This is a genomic window from Flavobacterium azooxidireducens, assembly GCF_023195775.1.
GTDB lineage: Bacteria > Bacteroidota > Bacteroidia > Flavobacteriales > Flavobacteriaceae > Flavobacterium > Flavobacterium azooxidireducens.
The window spans coordinates 2,345,584-2,360,784 of sequence record NZ_CP096205.1 but is presented as its reverse complement, the minus strand read 5'-3'; the positions used below and the strand labels follow the sequence as shown (position 1 = coordinate 2,360,784).

Genomic DNA, 15,201 nt, shown 5'->3' with positions numbered 1-15,201 from the left:
GTACTGATAATATGAACCTTACAGTCCCACCCCGTCTTCTTCCCCTGCTCTTTTCAAAATAGTTTCAGGAAGTGCTTTTTTGGCCTTGGCTCCCATTTTACGTAAACGTTCAACACTACCCACAAGATTTCCTTTGCCTTCAACAAGTTTACCCATTGCATTTCCGTACTCTACTTTTGCTTCATCCATTTTTTTACCAATTTTGATTAAATCAGAAACAAAACCTTCAAACTTATCATACAAAGCTCCGGCTTGACGAGCAATTTCAAGAGCGTTTTCTTGTTGTTTTTGATTGGTCCACATACTGTCAATGGTTCGCAATGTGGCTAATAAAGTTGTTGGAGTTACAATGATAATATTTCGCTCAAATGCTTTGTTATACAACGAATTATCATCATTCAAAGCAATCGCAAAAGCCGATTCAATCGGAATGAAAAGCAACACAAAATCAGGACTTTCCATTTGATACAAATCGTGGTAATTTTTATCACTCAATTGCTCTACGTGTCGTTTGATAGAATTGATATGTTCTCTTAAAAACAATGCTTTTTGCACATCATCTTCCTCATTGGCATACCGTTCATAAGCCGTCAAAGAAACTTTTGAATCCACTATCATTTTCTTTCCATCAGGTAAACTAATTACTACATCCGGAAAAACACGACTACCTTCTTCGGTTTGAAAACTTTGTTGCACATGGTATTCCCGTCCTTTTTCTAAACCGGATTTTTCGAGCACGCGTTCCAGAATTAATTCACCCCAATTTCCTTGCATTTTGCTGTCACCTTTCAACGCTTTGGTCAAATTGAGCGTTTCTTTACTCATTTGCTCATTCATTTCTTTCAACCCAACAATTTGCTGACGAAGTGCAGCATGATAATCAATACTTTCTTTGTGTGTATCTTCGACTTTCTTTTCAAAATGCTGAATTTTTTCCTGTAAAGGCGATAAAATATTTTTTAAATTTTCCTTATTTTGTTCGGTAAATTTTACTGTTTTCTCTTCGAGAATTTTATTGGCTAAATTTTCAAATTCTTTCGTAAATTTTTCTTGGAGTTCTTCTACTTCTTGTTTTTGTTCTTTGTTACGTTGCCATAAATTTTCAAAATCGGCTTCTTTTTTGGTGAGTTGCATCGATAAGGAATCTTTTTCACGACGAATTTCTTCTTTGTCTTTTCTTTCTAATTCTAAATTGTTTGAGAATTGATTTTGCTCTTCCTGAAAGCGAATTTTTAATTGATCAATTTGTAGTAAAAGTCCATTCACTCGTTCTTCCAAACCTGATTTTTCCGATTTGGATTGAGCTGTAAATAATAGTTTTCCAATATAAATTCCAATAGCTAAAGCAAGAATAAATACAATGGTAAAAAGAATAATGTCTGACATTTGGCGATGATTTTTTAAAAAGTAAAAATACGCAAAAGAAAAATGCATATCCAAAGAACTCTTTCAATTTGAATGAAATAATTTTTATCTTTAACAAAAATAGGTTCAGTATGCAAGACAAATCTTTACTCCGAAGTCAGCTTTTTCAACATTTAGACGGATTAGTAACCGCTCCCGTAGCTTATGCTTTATGGGAAAAAGGTGTGTTGGATTATTTATTTTCTGAAAAATCAGTTTCACTGTCTGATTTGTCAACGCAATTCAAATCCAACGAAGGTTATCTCAATGTGGCGATGCGGGTTTTGGCTTCGCAAGGTTTTATTGATTTTAAAGTGGATAATCAATCAAATGAAGTTACCTATTCGATAAATTCAAAAAGTAAAATAGCTTTTGATTTATTTCCGTTGTATAAAGATGTGGTGGAATTATCCAAATTTGCCGGAAATTTTCATAATCGGGTTTTTCAGGAAGAACCTTTTTTGAGATTAAAACCGTTGTTTGAAAAATATAAAAATCACTTCGGAATCACTTTTTCGGATGATGAAACGACACTTTCCATTCAAAAACAAATTTTAAAACACATTGAAGGGAATTTAGTGGGTTCAACTTTAGTCCGATTAGGAATGAATGGTATGTTTCATAAATATTTTATGGAAACGAGTTTTAAACCCGAAGAGTTTCACAAACAACCGGAACATTTTACTCAAATTTTGAACTTTTTTGTCCATTTAGGTTGGTTCACCGAAAAAAACGAATTTTATCAATTCACAGAAAACGGATTATTTTTTGCCAAAAAAGTAGCAGCTTATGGCGTAACTGTTTCCTATTTACCAATGTTTCGAAAAGTAGATGAATTGATTTTTGGTAATCCAAATGTGTTGCGAAATGTAGGTTTAGGCGAAGACGAATTGCACGTGGACCGCGAAATGAACGTTTGGGGAAGCGGCGGTGCTCACGCTACTTATTTTAAAGTAATTGATGACATTATCATCGAACTTTTCAACCGTCCGATTGAAGAACAACCGAAAGGTATTTTGGATATGGGATGTGGCAACGGAGCGTTTATTCAGCATATTTTTGAAGTGATTGATCGACAAACGTTACGAGGAAAAATGTTGGATGATTATCCCCTATTTTTGGTTGGAGCCGATTATAATCAAGCGGCATTGAAAGTTACCAGAGCCAATTTGATTAATGCTGATATTTGGGCAAAAGTGATTTGGGGCGATATTGGCCAGCCCGATTTATTAGCGAAAGATTTAAACGAAAATTACGGAATTCAATTAAATGATTTGCTCAATGTTCGAACTTTTTTAGACCATAACCGAATCTGGGAAAATCCGAAAACAACAACACCAAATCGATTGAGTAAATCTACCGGAGCTTTTGCTTTTCGAGGTGAGCGAATTACCAATAATGATGTGGAAGATAATTTATTAGAACATTTGAAAAAATGGTCGCCTTTTGTGGCAAAATACGGTTTGCTTTTAATTGAATTGCATACGATTTCATCGGAATTAACGGCAAAAAATTTAGGCAAAACAGCAGCAACAGCTTATGATGCCACTCACGGGTTTTCTGATCAATACATAGTGGAAATTGATGTTTTACACAAAATTGCTACCGAAGCCGGATTGCAACCCGACGCAAAATTATTTCATAAATTCCCAAATACAGATTATGCAACCGTGAGTATTAATTTGTTGAAAGGGAAAAATTAAATAATTGTAAATTTTCCTTTATCGGCATCAAATTGAATATGTTCGTTTTTAAATAAATTAGAAAAAACACCTTTTGAAATTAAATTACATGGTTCATCTTGAATTACTGTTTTACCATCCATCACAATCATTTCATCACTCAATTGAATGGCTAAATCAATATCGTGTGTGGAAAATAAAATGCATTTTTGGGTTTCAGCGGTTAATTTTTTCAAGAGTTTAAATAATGAAACTTTATGAAGTAAATCCAAATGTGTAGTAGGTTCATCCAAAACAATTAGTGGAGTATCTTGAGCCAATGCTCTCGCAATTAACACTTTTTGCATTTGTCCATCACTAATTTCGTAATGCTTTTGATGAGTTAGATGATTGATTTCAGTCAGTTCAATGGCTTTATCGACTTTAATTTTATCATCCTCAGTTAATTTTCCCAGCCAATTCGTGTAAGGTTGTCTTCCCAACGCAATTAATTCATAAACGGTTAAATTGCTTGGTGGTAATTTTTCGGTTAACACAACACTGATTTGTTGAGCTAAAGCTAATGGTTCAAAAACTTCGATTGATTTTTCGTTCAATAAAACGGTTCCTGAAAGTGGTTTTTGAATTCCGGTAATCGTTCGCAACAACGTTGATTTCCCAATTCCGTTGGCTCCTACTAAACCGATTAATTTTCCGGGTTCCAAACTAATTGCAACGTCTGAAGCTACCATTTTGGTAGTTGCTTTAGAAGTGTAGCCGATGTTGATATTTTTGGTTTGGAGAATCATTTTTTTGAGTTGCTGATTTTTAGCTAATTAAACCACATAGAGACATAGGAATTTCTTTTCTCTAAAACATAGAGAATAAAGCAAGCTTTATTTTTAGAGTTAGTATTGCGGTAATTTTTTGAAATATTCATTTACATAAGTTTTTTGTCCTTCATTAAAAATATTACTACAGTTAAAATTAATCAAAATTCCTTTGGGAGCTTTTAATAGTTTCATATAATTTAAAAGTTGAGCTTCAGTAATTTTATGTATATCTATCACTGACTTGATTTCAATTACTAAACAATTTTCAATAAATAAATCACATCTGAAATTAATATCTAAAGATTTTCCTTTGTAAATTACAGGAACTTTCATCTCTGTTAAAAAATTTATTTTTCTATGTGTTAACTCTTCAACCAAACATAAATGATAAACACTTTCTAACAAACCTCTTCCCATAAATTTATGAACTTCAATTGCAGAACCGACAACTTCATAAGTCAATTCATCTAAATATTTTTGCGTTATCATAAGCTATGTTTCTATGTGGTTTATATTAAATCATTATTTTTCGTTTTCTAACCAATAACCAAACCACGACTGGTGCTCCAACCATAGAAGTTATGGCATTAATTGGCAACGTATAATCGCTACCGGGGAGTTGAGCGATGCTGTCGCAAACCAACATCAAAATGGCTCCAATTAGTAATGTGCTCCAAAATAGAATGAAATGATTACTGGTTTGAAAAAGTAATTTCGCTAAATGCGGAACAGCCAGTCCCACAAAAGCAATTGGTCCTGCAAAAGCGGTGATGCTTCCGGCTAAAATACTAGTGGCAAAGATGATTATTAAACGCGTTTTCTTGAAATTCAAACCTAAACTTTTGGCGTAATTTTCTCCTAATAATAATGCGTTCAATGGTTTGATGCTGAAAATACTCAACACTAATCCCAAACCGCAACAAATGGCTAAAATCAGAATGGAATTCCACGGTAAATTAGCCAAGCTACCCATTGACCAAAAGGTGAATTTTTGTAATTCCTGAGCAGTGCTGAAATAACTCAACACACTCACAATCGCACTGGTGAAACTTCCAAACATCAAACCGACAATCAAGATAGCCATCGTATCTCGTAATTTTTGAGAAACCACCAAAACTGCCATTAAAACTAAAAAACTTCCGATGGAAGAAGCCAAAACAATTCCGTAATCTGATACTAAAAAGCTAGGTAAAAAACCGGCTCCCATAATCACAAAAGCCACACCAAGACTTGAGCCTGAACTTAATCCGAGTACATAAGGTCCGGCTAATGGATTTCTGAATAACGTTTGCATTAATAATCCTGAAATCGACAAGCCCATTCCTACTAAAATAGCGGTGAAAGCTTTTGGTAAACGGAAATTCCACAGAATGATTTCCCACGACGTTTTAATTTCATTACCGATAATCGAATTAAAAATTTCGGTTGTTGGAATAGAAACTGAACCTAAACTGAGGTTAAGTAAAAACGTTCCGATTAAAGCGAAACTTAAAAAAAGGAAAAGTATTTTATGTTTTTGAGTTGGCAATTTTTAAACCATTAAGTGATTATGATAAGAAAACATAAACTGAAAAAATCAATATTTTTGAATTAAAACCTCAGTTGGAATTCGCAATTTTTCGCTTAGATTTCTAACCATTTCAATCGTTAATTTTCTTTTTTTACTCAAAATCTCACTCACTCGACTATTAAAACCAACGGCTTCAGCCAAATCTTTTTGCTTCATACCCAGTTGATCCATTCTAAATTTAATGGCTTCAATTGGATCCGGCATGTCAATTGGGAAATTTTTTGATTCGTATTTTTCTATTAAAATTGAAAGAATTTCAAGTTCATCGCCATCTATTGAATTTGGTTTTGCATCAAAAATTTCTTCTAATCGCTGTAAAGCCATTTGATAATCTTGTTCTGTTTTTATTGGTTTTATATTCATCGTTATATTTTTGTTGCGTCAATTTTATCATATTCGGAATGTGTTCCAACAAATCGAATCCAAGCCGTCTGATAATGGAGATTAAACTTTACAATTAGTCTGTATTTATTACCTTTAATATTGAAAACTATTCGATTGTCTAATAAAATACTGGCATTTGGATAGTCTTTCTTTAATAAGTTTAAATTTTCCCAATTTGAATTTTCTACTTCCTGAAACCATGTTTTTAAGGCTTGTTCTGAATCGGCATGAATTTCCCAAAATTCACGTAATGTTTTTCTCGATATAATTCGCATGGCGTACAAAATTAACGATTATTTCCCAAATTGGTAACTTTTTACTTCAATTTCTCAAAAAAATACAATTCATAATCAGGTAATAATTCCGGATGAAGAATTTTGATTAAATCTTTGAGCACTAAATCCGGACGATTGGACGCTAATTCATAATAGATAACTCCACCGGTTTTTCCTTTTTTGGAACTGAATGAATAGACGTTTTTATTTTGAACTGCTTTAAAATGCTTGTAGTTTGGATTCGCTTTTTCAAGTTCTTCGAAGGACGTAAATTGCCCGGGACCAATCCAAAAATCGGCATCTTGGGCTTTTTCGAGAACGGTTTCAAACGATAAGGATAAACTACCGGTTCCTTCGGATTCTTTCCAGAAATAATTGCCGTTTGCATTGTCAAGAAATTGTGCTGCCCAACTTTTTCCTTGTGGCAAATACCATTGATCTTGGTAAATGGCTCCGCTCAAAATGGTTGGTTTTGAAGTGGCTTTTTTGGCTAACTCAATGGCTTCTAAATAATCTTTTTCGATGGTTTTGAAAACTTTATCTGCTTTTTCTTCGAGTCCGAATAAAACCCCAAAAAGTTGAATCCATTCTGAACGTCCGAGCGGATGTTGCTCTGTCCAATCACCGTTGTAGAGAATTTTTAAACCGTTTTGTTGCAAATTGTCGTAGGTTTTCTTTTCGCCATCTACGCCAAAACCGATGATTACGTCGGGTTGCATATCGAGTAAAACTTCGGTGTTTAAACTTTGGTTGGTTCCGATTTCGCGGACTTTTCCGGTTTCGATTAAGGTTCTGGTTTTTTCTGAGGAAACGTAATCGGTGTTTGGAAATCCGACTAATTTGTCTTCAACTTCTAATAATTCTAATGCTGGAATGTGTGTGGTGGATGTGACTACAATTGATTTTATTGGAACTTGAATGGCGGAATATTTTTGTAAACTATCGGGAATTTTAGCAGATTGTTTGTGTAAAATATACGTGTAATTTTTATCGGATGTAGGCCAAGGATTTGAAACGGTTACAATTGAAAAATCAGCATATTTTTGAATGGAAAGTCCGCTGGCGTAGCAAATATAATTTTCGGGAGACTGGTTTTCTGAATTTTTTTTCTCTTTCTGTTGACAAGAAATAAATAGAAAAGAAAATATTGAAAATAAAATGTATTTTTTCATTGAATGCTTTTTTGCAAAGGTAGCCGAATGTTTTAAATTTTGCTGAATGTTTTTTTGATGCACTCTCCCCTAGCCCAGACAACAGCGGAAACCCCGCAGGACTAAAAGCTAATTTTTCTTGGCTTTTTGGGGCGACCAACGGAAGCCACGAAAAAGCCATAGAAAAATAGCTTTTAGGACGAGGAGTTGAAGCGAATGGCTGGAATAGCTTCTGAAAAATTTTATGAATTGTTTAATTTAAAATGTTTACTTTTGCACCGTATTTTGGTTGCAAAGCCGTTTTTAGGCCGAGCATTAAAAGGGAATCAGGTGAAATTGGTTTCGAGTTTATTGGTTTCGAGTTCCGAGTTGGAATACGAAATATTAAATTTGAGATTTTTATAAATCCTGAGCTGTTCCCGCAACTGTAAGCTATTAAGCTTGTTGTTCACTTTCACGCCATTGTTCGCCGCGGCGAACGAGAAGGCCAACAACAAGACGCAAGCCAGGAGACCTGCCAAGTGCTTAACAATTATCGAACCTTCGGGAAGAAAGGTTTTTGATGACTATGACTTGGAAATTTCTCTTTTGCGGTTTGGCTTTATTGCTGTTTCAATTGGTTTTGGGGCAGAACGATTCGATTGTGCGATTGAACGAAGTGGTGGTTTCTGACTCGAAGTTGCAAAAATTTTTGAATGCTCAACAAATTAGGGTTTTGAATGATAGTGTTTTGCAGAAGAACACGGGTTCATTTACTAATTTACTCCTTTTTAATTCTCCCATTTATTTTAAAGAAAACGGTGCAGGAATGGTTTCGTCGCCTTCGTTTCGAGGAACTACGGCTCAGCAAACGGCGGTGATTTGGAATGGCATCAACATCAATTCGCAACTAAACGGACAGACGGATTTTAATACAATTAATGCAGCAGACTTTAACTCGATTAGCATTCGTTCCGGTGGCGGTAGTGTTTTGTATGGTAGCGGAGCAGTTGGCGGAAGTATTCATTTAACGAATTTATTGTCATTCAATTCTAAAATCAAACATCAATTTAGAGCTAATTATGGAAGTTTTAATTCGCTTGGTTTGAATTATGGTGTAGAAGGCGGTTCGGAAAAATGGGCTTATCAAGCGAGTATTTCAAGAAATAGTTCGGATAATGATTATGAATACATTGGTAGAAATCAGAAAAATGAAAATGGTGAATTTTATAATCAAAGTCTGAATTTTTCGTCAGGATATAAAATCAATGATAACAATTTTTTGAAATTTTACAGCCATTGGTTTGATAGTGAAAGGCATTTTTCGGGCACCATTACCGTGCGTTCTAAAAATAAATACCAAGATTTTAATTCACGAAATATGTTGGAATGGGTGAATTTCAACAATCGATTTACCTCGAAAATTAAATTGGCCTATTTAACTGAATCGTATCGTTATTTTGAAAACAAAGATGCTGATTTTTATACGTTTGGCAAGGTAAAAACTTTTTTAGGAAGGTATGATGCGACTTATAAAATTACAGCACAAAAAGAAGTTTTGGCTGTTTTTGAAGTAAGTCAAAACCATGGAGAAGGTTCGGATATTTTACCAAAAAAACGAACAATTGGAAGTGGAAGCATTGTTTGGAAACATCAACTAACTGATAAATTTGACTATGAATTAGGGGTTAGAAATGAAATTTCTGATCGTTATGAGAGTCCGATACTTTTTTCGGCTGGAACGCGATTGAATGTAACAGATTTTTATAAAATAAAATTAAATGCTTCTAAAAATTATCGCATTCCAACCTACAATGATTTGTATTGGCAAGGCAGTGGTAATCCGGAATTGAAACCGGAACACGCTTTGCAAGCCGAAATTGGTCAGGAATTCACTTATAAAAAAACAAAACTTTCTTTTATTGGTTTTTATAGTAAACTTCGTGATATGTTGCGGTGGATTCCCAACTCATCCGGACTTTGGCAACCGCAAAACACGGACAAAGTGACCATCTATGGTTTAGAAGCTTTATTGGAAAATAAATTGAATTTTGGAAATCATCATTTTGCTTTGAATGCTTCGTATGCTTACACGATTTCGGAACGAGATGACTTAGAAAAACAATTGATTTATGTTCCGATTCACAAAGCAAACGGTTCAATTTCCTATTCGTATAAAAAAATCACAGCCTATTTTCAAACGCTGTTTAATGGCGAAGTGTTTACTTCTTCTGATAATTTCTATAGTTTGGATTCCTATAATTATTCAAATATTGGAGCCGACTATGATTTTGGGAAGAAAAATACCTATCGACTCGGTTTTCAGGTTTTAAATCTCGAAAACACGAACTATCAAAACGTTGCTTCTCGTCCGATGCCGGGAAGACATTTTCAAGTGTATCTAACTTTAAATTTATAATAAAATGAACTTCAAAAAACTTTCACTTTTAGCTTTGGCCGCTGGTCTTTTTTTTACTTCTTGTAGCGATGATGATGACGCTACTATCGACTTGCCATTAGGTGATTATGAAAATGGTGTTTTGATTTTAAATCAAGGAAATTTTGGCGGTGGAAACAGCTCAATTTCGTATTGGTCTGATGATTTAGGTGTTTTTCAAAACAATGCTTTTGCTGCGGTTAATCCAACGGTAACGTTAGGCGATACAGGTCAAGATATAGGTTTTTATCAAGAAAAAGCTTTTGTGGTGTTGAATTTGTCCAATTCGATTCAAGTGATTAATCGTTATACTTTAGAACATATTACAACCATTTCAACGGGTTTAAATAATCCGAGATACATTGCTTTTTCAAATGGAAAAGGATATGTAACCAATTGGGGAGATGCAAGCAACGAAGAAGACGATTATGTAGCTGTTTTGAATTTGACTAGCTATACAATTTCAACTTCAATTCCAGTGGTAGAAGGACCGGAACGCATTATTGAGGAAAACGGAAATCTGTATGTTGCTCACCAAGGAGGTTATGGTTATGGACAAACTGTTTCTGTAATTAGCTCGACTTCAAATACAGTTACCGCTTCAATTCCAGTGGGTGATGTTCCTAATTTTTTGTTTATTGAAAATAACACGTTGTATGTGTTGGCAGGAGGAAAACCTTCTTGGACAGAAGATGAAACTTTTGGTAAATTAACTAAAATTGATTTAACCAACAACACAGTTATTAATACTTTAGACTTTGAGGATTCTGAACATCCTTCGAATTTAGTTGAAAAAGACGGACAACTTTATTATACAATTGATTCTGATGTTTATAAAACATCGATAACTGCTACAAGTTTGCCTTCTACTCCACTATTTAGCACCACCGCTCAAGGTGTTTATGGCGTTTATAGTTTTGCTGTTGAAGACAATAAAATTTATGTTGGTGATGCTGCTGATTATAACTCAAACGGAAAAGTTTATGTTTATTCAATGACAGGAGAGTTAGTTAATGAGCAAACGGTTGGTGTTATTCCGGCAGGGTTTTACTTTAATGATTAATTTTTATAACACTTATGAAAAAAGGATGTTCATTTTGAACATCCTTTTTTTTATTGTAAGATTTGAAATAATCCTTCAGGAACTTTTTCGATATACATTTCATCACTTAATTTTCGCATCGACTTACTGTTTTCAACTTGTAAATCAATCGATTCAATGTATCGGTTTCCAACTCTCCCGTTTGCTAAAATATCATTGATTGCTGTATTTAAATAAGGCTCGTTTTGATCTCCTAAAACACCTAAATTGGCAACATCCTCAAATTGAATTAATGATGGTATAGGCTCTATTCCATTTTGATATTCACCATCTCCATCTCTGTCAGCAATTTTTAAAACTAATGGTTGCATGGCATAGCGATGATTTGGATTTCTGTTATTTGAACCAAACGTTGGTGAATCATATAATGTAATAGAACCATCGTTTTTTCCGGTTGTGATTGTGCCAATTTGAACCACATCAATATAAGGCTTCAAACTATTGATAATTAATTCGCTGGCAGAAGCAGTTATACCTGTTGTAAGAACATATACTTTATTTAAATTTAAACTATTAATCGTGTTTCCGTTTCCAATTGAATTGGTAAACCGATTTATTAGTTGTTCAGGGTTTTGTTGATTAAAAAAATTCATCACTTTTTGATTCCAAACTTGACGAGCAAAAACCTGACCGGTAAACTGACCGGTAATCATGCTTGCTAATCGAGTAGCCGTATCCACAGAACCACCAGAATTGTAACGCAAATCGAGTACTAAATGCGTCACATTTGCTGCTTTCAATTGAGCAAAAGCTTGATTAAGTTGTGTTTCATAATTAGAGAAAAATCCGTTGTACATTAAATAACCAATTCGTTTGTCATCTACTTCTATCACATTGGTTAAATAAACAGGATTTTCGTTGTATTGAGCTTTGATCAGGTTGATAGAAATTCCATTAGGTGTAATGTTTCCTCCATCATAATCGGCAAATTGCAACGTATAAGAATCTTGTCCTAAAGCGGCTCTCCACAATGACTCGTTTGACGTTGTCATTGGAATGTTATTAATTGCATAAAAAATCATCCCACGAGTAACGCCTTGATTTGAAGCACTTGTGTTTGGCAAAATATAACGAACGTAACCAAAAATATCTGTTTGTGTATCGTCTTTGTATCGAAGACTAAATTCTATTCCGTTTGTTTTAAATCCTCCTTGCAAAGCATTTTCCAGCACTCTGTAATCACTGAACATGACACTAAACCGATCGACTGATGGAGCTACTTTTAAATCGGCGAATAAAGCTTCCGGTGTTTCATAACCTTCTAAAAAAGAATTTAAATCTCTTTGTGTTGCAAATAAATCATCGGCTAATTTGGGTTGATCGGCTTGCCATAAGTAGTAAAGATTTAAACCTTTCCAAATAAAATCTTTAACTTCTAATTCAGATGGAACCGGTTTATCATCCATATCTTCACACGATTGAAAAATCAACAATGTAAAGACAGAACACAAAAATAATTTTACAAATAATCTCATAGCTTTTCTTTTTAAGAACGTAAATTTAATAACTTTAGTTTTATTTTCAATTTCTTTGTAACAAAAAAGATTGTGAATCGTCTTGACTATATAACCAAGTTTTAAACCTAACCAATGAACCAAAACGAGTTTATAACACTGATAGCTCCTTTTAAGGATAAAGTCTTCAGGCTTGCCAAGCGTTTGCTGGTGAGTAACGAAGAAGCTCAGGATGCTACGCAGGATATTTTGGTAAAATTGTGGGATAAAAAAAATGGTTTAGAAAATTATGCGAGTGTAGAAGCATTTGCGATGACAATGACCAAAAATTATTGTTTGGATCAATTAAAGTCGAAAAGAGCCTCAAACATGAAAATTGTGCACAACAATTTTACATCAACTGAAGCTTCATTAGACAAAAAAGTGGAGGATTCGGATAGTTGGAATTGGGTTGAAAAAATGATTAATGAATTGCCTGAACAACAAAAATTAATCATTCAAATGCGTGACATCGAGCAATATGAATTTGAAGAAATTGCCAAAATACTCGACATGAATGAAACAGCGGTTCGAGTAAATTTATCCCGAGCACGAAAAACAATTAGAGAAAAAATGACTAAAACCCATCAATATGGAATTAGCTAAAATAGAACAATTACTAGAAAAATACTTCGAAGGAGAAACTACCATTGCCGAAGAAATTCAGTTGAAACAGTACTTTTCAACCGAACAAGTTGCTGCTCATTTAGAGCATTACAAACCGCTTTTTGGTTATTTTTCCACTGAAAAAGAAGAAAAATTTACGCCAACTTTATCCTTAAAAACTAAAAAACGATTTCCCGTTTCCAGGATAGCAATTGCCGCAAGTGTAGTATTCTTAGTAGGTGTAATTGCTTTTATAAACTATCAGCCAAACAATCCGCCACAAGTTGCTAATTCAGAATTAGGTTCTTTTGAAACACCGGAAGAAGCCTTTGAAGAAACACAAAAAGCATTAGCTCTTTTGTCTGAAAAAGTAAATATTGGCATGGAAAGTGTAAACTATATTAATGAATACGAAAACTCAAAAAATTTAATCTTTAAAAAATAAAAAAATGTCTAGAATTATAACTTCATTATTAGTATTTGTAACATTATTAATTTCACAAGTAATGTTTGGTCAGTCGGTTTTTGATAAGTTTGACGGTCCCGAAGATGTAAAAACAATCATTGTAAACAAAAAAATGTTTGAAATGATGAGTAAAGTGAAAGCCAACGATAAGGAAACCCAACAGTATGTGAATTTGCTTAAGAAATTGGATAACCTGAAAGTATTTATCACTTCGAGCAACAAACAAACTGCAGAAATGCGTGCTACAGCCGATAAATATTTAAAAACTGCCGGTATGGATGAGTTGATGCGAGTTTCAGATGGTGGAAAAAACGTAAAAATTTATATGCGATCCGGTGCCAATGATTCCATCGTAAAAGAATTATTTATGTTCATCGAAGGAAATGCAAAAGATAACGAAACCGTTTTATTCTCGTTAACCGGAAACTTTAATTTAGATGAAATTTCAGCGTTAACCGAACAAATGAATCTTCCCGGTGGTGATAATTTGAAAAAAGCGTCGAAAAAAAATAAGTAATCTTTTGAAATAAAAATTATGAAAACTTTGTCAAAAGCCAATTTTGGCAAAGTTTTTTTTGTTGGAAATTCTTACCTTGGCATCTTTATAAATCAAAACCAATTCAACACATGAAAAAAATTTATTTGTTTCTTTTCGCTTTAATTGCATTGTCGTCAACTGCTCAATCTCTTGTTTTTGAAGGTAAAATTGTAGACAAAACTACACAGGAAAGCATTCCGTTTACAAACATTTTTGTTCAAAATTCTACCCAAGGCGTTATTTCTAATGAAGATGGTGTTTTTAAATTTTACATTCCAAATGGTGTTGAAAATATTGAAGTTGGACATATTGGTTATAAAACACAGATTTTTCCGGTAAAAGAAATTAAAGCTGAACCTATTACAATTCAATTAGAAACAGATGAAATGGCGTTGGAGGAAGTTATTGTGACCAACAAACCCATCAATCAACTATTAGCTGGAATTTTATCTAATTCTAAAAATCAATTAGATAAAAGCATCAAATTGGAAACCTATTACCGAGAATTTGTAAAAATCAATGATAAATATTCAAAATTCTCTGATGGTGTTATTGATTTTTATATTCAACCCAAAAAGAAAGAAAAAGTAGAAAGTAAACTTGAAGTAAATCAAAGTCGTGCATTTCAATTGGCCGGTGCAGATGAAATTGAGAAAAAAGGAAAAGCAGATTTATCTGAAATGGATTCCTTTTTTGATATTCAAAAGGCTGCTAATGGTTTTTTTACCTATGAATATATTAATAGAATTTCTTCTGACAAAGCCAATGAAAATTACGAATTTGAATTGCGTTCTAAAAAAGATCAATTTGGCAATACTTTAGAAGTGATTTACATTAAACCAAAAATCTCAGTTGAAAAAGCATTAATGGTTGGTAAAATAACTTATGATCCAATCAATAAGGTCGTTTTGGATATTGATGTAAAAATGTCAGACAAACACAAACAGTATGTAGAAACTATAAATGCATTAATCATGAAATTTGCCATTCATGATATTCAAATTAAGCAAACCTATAAATATTTAAACGGTAAATATATTCCAAGTTATCGAAAATCGATTATTGATATTCATATCAAATTTGGGAAACAAATGAATGACCGATTGATTTGTATTAGTGATTTAGTTGTTACTGATTTTAATGATAATGCTACAACACAACCAGAAAAAAATAAAATTTTCAAGGAAAGAAATCTATATTCAAACGGAATGAATTTCACAGAAAATTTCTGGGAAACTAACAACGCTTTACCACTTTCTGAAAATGAAGAGCGAATTTTACAAACTTTAAAAAGTAAATAAT

Annotated in this window: 15 protein-coding genes and 1 riboswitch; of the genes, 7 read left to right on the top strand and 8 right to left on the bottom strand. The window is 33.5% G+C overall.

What is annotated here, in order from left to right; all coding sequences use genetic code 11:
* Window positions 1-18 precede the first annotated feature (18 nt).
* Window positions 19-1,386, bottom strand: coding sequence for a DNA recombination protein RmuC (gene rmuC / locus M0M57_RS10315; protein WP_248432959.1), 1,368 nt, complete (start codon window positions 1,384-1,386; stop codon window positions 19-21).
* Between the two features lie 110 nt (window positions 1,387-1,496).
* Here rmuC and M0M57_RS10310 point away from each other — a divergent pair, with 110 nt between their 5' ends.
* Window positions 1,497-3,107, top strand: coding sequence for a class I SAM-dependent methyltransferase (locus tag M0M57_RS10310; RefSeq protein ID WP_248432958.1), 1,611 nt, complete (start codon window positions 1,497-1,499; stop codon window positions 3,105-3,107).
* On the opposite strand, the gene M0M57_RS10305 is transcribed toward M0M57_RS10310, so the two are convergent.
* From M0M57_RS10305 to M0M57_RS10280, 6 genes are all read right to left on the bottom strand, one after another.
* Window positions 3,104-3,874: an ABC transporter ATP-binding protein gene (locus M0M57_RS10305; RefSeq protein ID WP_248432957.1), complete on the bottom strand. Its 771-nt coding sequence runs from the start codon at window positions 3,872-3,874 to the stop codon at window positions 3,104-3,106. The two genes, M0M57_RS10310 and M0M57_RS10305, sit on opposite strands and share 4 nt — an antisense overlap.
* A gap of 99 nt (window positions 3,875-3,973) precedes the next feature.
* On the bottom strand, window positions 3,974-4,387 hold the full coding sequence (locus M0M57_RS10300) for a GxxExxY protein (protein WP_248432956.1): 414 nt from the start codon (window positions 4,385-4,387) through the stop codon (window positions 3,974-3,976).
* A 25-nt stretch (window positions 4,388-4,412) separates the two neighbouring features.
* A complete protein-coding gene (locus tag M0M57_RS10295; protein WP_248432955.1) occupies window positions 4,413-5,426 on the bottom strand; it encodes an iron ABC transporter permease in 1,014 nt (337 codons plus the stop codon).
* Window positions 5,427-5,474: 48 nt separating this feature from the next.
* Window positions 5,475-5,831 (bottom strand): helix-turn-helix domain-containing protein, encoded by a 357-nt coding sequence (locus M0M57_RS10290; protein ID WP_248432954.1) that lies wholly within the window; start codon window positions 5,829-5,831, stop codon window positions 5,475-5,477.
* Window positions 5,832-5,833: 2 nt separating this feature from the next.
* The gene (locus M0M57_RS10285; protein ID WP_248432953.1) at window positions 5,834-6,127 is read right to left on the bottom strand and encodes a type II toxin-antitoxin system HigB family toxin; all 294 of its coding nucleotides are present in this window, start codon (window positions 6,125-6,127) and stop codon (window positions 5,834-5,836) included.
* A 41-nt stretch (window positions 6,128-6,168) separates the two neighbouring features.
* Complete coding sequence (locus M0M57_RS10280; RefSeq protein ID WP_248432952.1) at window positions 6,169-7,299, bottom strand: ABC transporter substrate-binding protein; 1,131 nt, start codon at window positions 7,297-7,299, stop codon at window positions 6,169-6,171.
* Window positions 7,300-7,547: 248 nt separating this feature from the next.
* A riboswitch (cobalamin riboswitch) is annotated at window positions 7,548-7,814 on the top strand.
* Between the two features lie 32 nt (window positions 7,815-7,846).
* On the opposite strand from M0M57_RS10280, the gene M0M57_RS10275 reads away from it, so the two are divergent.
* Both M0M57_RS10275 and M0M57_RS10270 read left to right on the top strand, forming a co-directional pair.
* Window positions 7,847-9,676 (top strand): TonB-dependent receptor plug domain-containing protein, encoded by a 1,830-nt coding sequence (locus tag M0M57_RS10275; protein WP_248432951.1) that lies wholly within the window; start codon window positions 7,847-7,849, stop codon window positions 9,674-9,676.
* A gap of 4 nt (window positions 9,677-9,680) precedes the next feature.
* The gene (locus M0M57_RS10270) at window positions 9,681-10,757 is read left to right on the top strand and encodes a YncE family protein (protein ID WP_248432950.1); all 1,077 of its coding nucleotides are present in this window, start codon (window positions 9,681-9,683) and stop codon (window positions 10,755-10,757) included.
* 50 nt (window positions 10,758-10,807) lie between these two features.
* Here the strand turns inward: M0M57_RS10270 and M0M57_RS10265 are convergent, their stop codons facing one another.
* Window positions 10,808-12,271 (bottom strand): S41 family peptidase, encoded by a 1,464-nt coding sequence (locus M0M57_RS10265; protein ID WP_248432949.1) that lies wholly within the window; start codon window positions 12,269-12,271, stop codon window positions 10,808-10,810.
* Between the two features lie 114 nt (window positions 12,272-12,385).
* Between M0M57_RS10265 and M0M57_RS10260 the strand changes: the two genes are divergently transcribed.
* The 4 genes from M0M57_RS10260 (at window position 12,386) to M0M57_RS10245 (ending at window position 15,200) form a co-directional block, all read left to right on the top strand.
* Entirely contained in the window at window positions 12,386-12,895 is a 510-nt protein-coding gene (locus M0M57_RS10260; protein WP_248432948.1) for an RNA polymerase sigma factor, read from the top strand.
* Window positions 12,882-13,340, top strand: coding sequence for a hypothetical protein (locus M0M57_RS10255; protein WP_248432947.1), 459 nt, complete (start codon window positions 12,882-12,884; stop codon window positions 13,338-13,340). The genes M0M57_RS10260 and M0M57_RS10255 overlap by 14 nt, the downstream gene beginning before the upstream one ends.
* 4 nt (window positions 13,341-13,344) lie before the next feature.
* Window positions 13,345-13,878, top strand: a complete 534-nt coding sequence (locus M0M57_RS10250) for a DUF4252 domain-containing protein (protein WP_248432946.1) — start codon at window positions 13,345-13,347, stop codon at window positions 13,876-13,878.
* A 110-nt stretch (window positions 13,879-13,988) separates the two neighbouring features.
* The gene (locus M0M57_RS10245; RefSeq protein ID WP_248432945.1) at window positions 13,989-15,200 is read left to right on the top strand and encodes a carboxypeptidase-like regulatory domain-containing protein; all 1,212 of its coding nucleotides are present in this window, start codon (window positions 13,989-13,991) and stop codon (window positions 15,198-15,200) included.
* Window position 15,201: the final 1 nt, after the last annotated feature.

Coding starts and splice junctions, on each gene's coding strand:
- M0M57_RS10260 (WP_248432948.1), top strand. CDS start 12,386: ATGAACCAAAACGAGTTTATAACACTGATAGCTCCTTTTAAGGATAAA.
- M0M57_RS10290 (WP_248432954.1), bottom strand. CDS start 5,831: ATGAATATAAAACCAATAAAAACAGAACAAGATTATCAAATGGCTTTA.
- M0M57_RS10305 (WP_248432957.1), bottom strand. CDS start 3,874: ATGATTCTCCAAACCAAAAATATCAACATCGGCTACACTTCTAAAGCA.
- M0M57_RS10300 (WP_248432956.1), bottom strand. CDS start 4,387: ATGATAACGCAAAAATATTTAGATGAATTGACTTATGAAGTTGTCGGT.
- M0M57_RS10255 (WP_248432947.1), top strand. CDS start 12,882: ATGGAATTAGCTAAAATAGAACAATTACTAGAAAAATACTTCGAAGGA.
- M0M57_RS10265 (WP_248432949.1), bottom strand. CDS start 12,271: ATGAGATTATTTGTAAAATTATTTTTGTGTTCTGTCTTTACATTGTTG.
- M0M57_RS10250 (WP_248432946.1), top strand. CDS start 13,345: ATGTCTAGAATTATAACTTCATTATTAGTATTTGTAACATTATTAATT.
- M0M57_RS10245 (WP_248432945.1), top strand. CDS start 13,989: ATGAAAAAAATTTATTTGTTTCTTTTCGCTTTAATTGCATTGTCGTCA.
- M0M57_RS10310 (WP_248432958.1), top strand. CDS start 1,497: ATGCAAGACAAATCTTTACTCCGAAGTCAGCTTTTTCAACATTTAGAC.
- M0M57_RS10285 (WP_248432953.1), bottom strand. CDS start 6,127: ATGCGAATTATATCGAGAAAAACATTACGTGAATTTTGGGAAATTCAT.
- M0M57_RS10275 (WP_248432951.1), top strand. CDS start 7,847: ATGACTTGGAAATTTCTCTTTTGCGGTTTGGCTTTATTGCTGTTTCAA.
- M0M57_RS10270 (WP_248432950.1), top strand. CDS start 9,681: ATGAACTTCAAAAAACTTTCACTTTTAGCTTTGGCCGCTGGTCTTTTT.
- rmuC (WP_248432959.1), bottom strand. CDS start 1,386: ATGTCAGACATTATTCTTTTTACCATTGTATTTATTCTTGCTTTAGCT.
- M0M57_RS10280 (WP_248432952.1), bottom strand. CDS start 7,299: ATGAAAAAATACATTTTATTTTCAATATTTTCTTTTCTATTTATTTCT.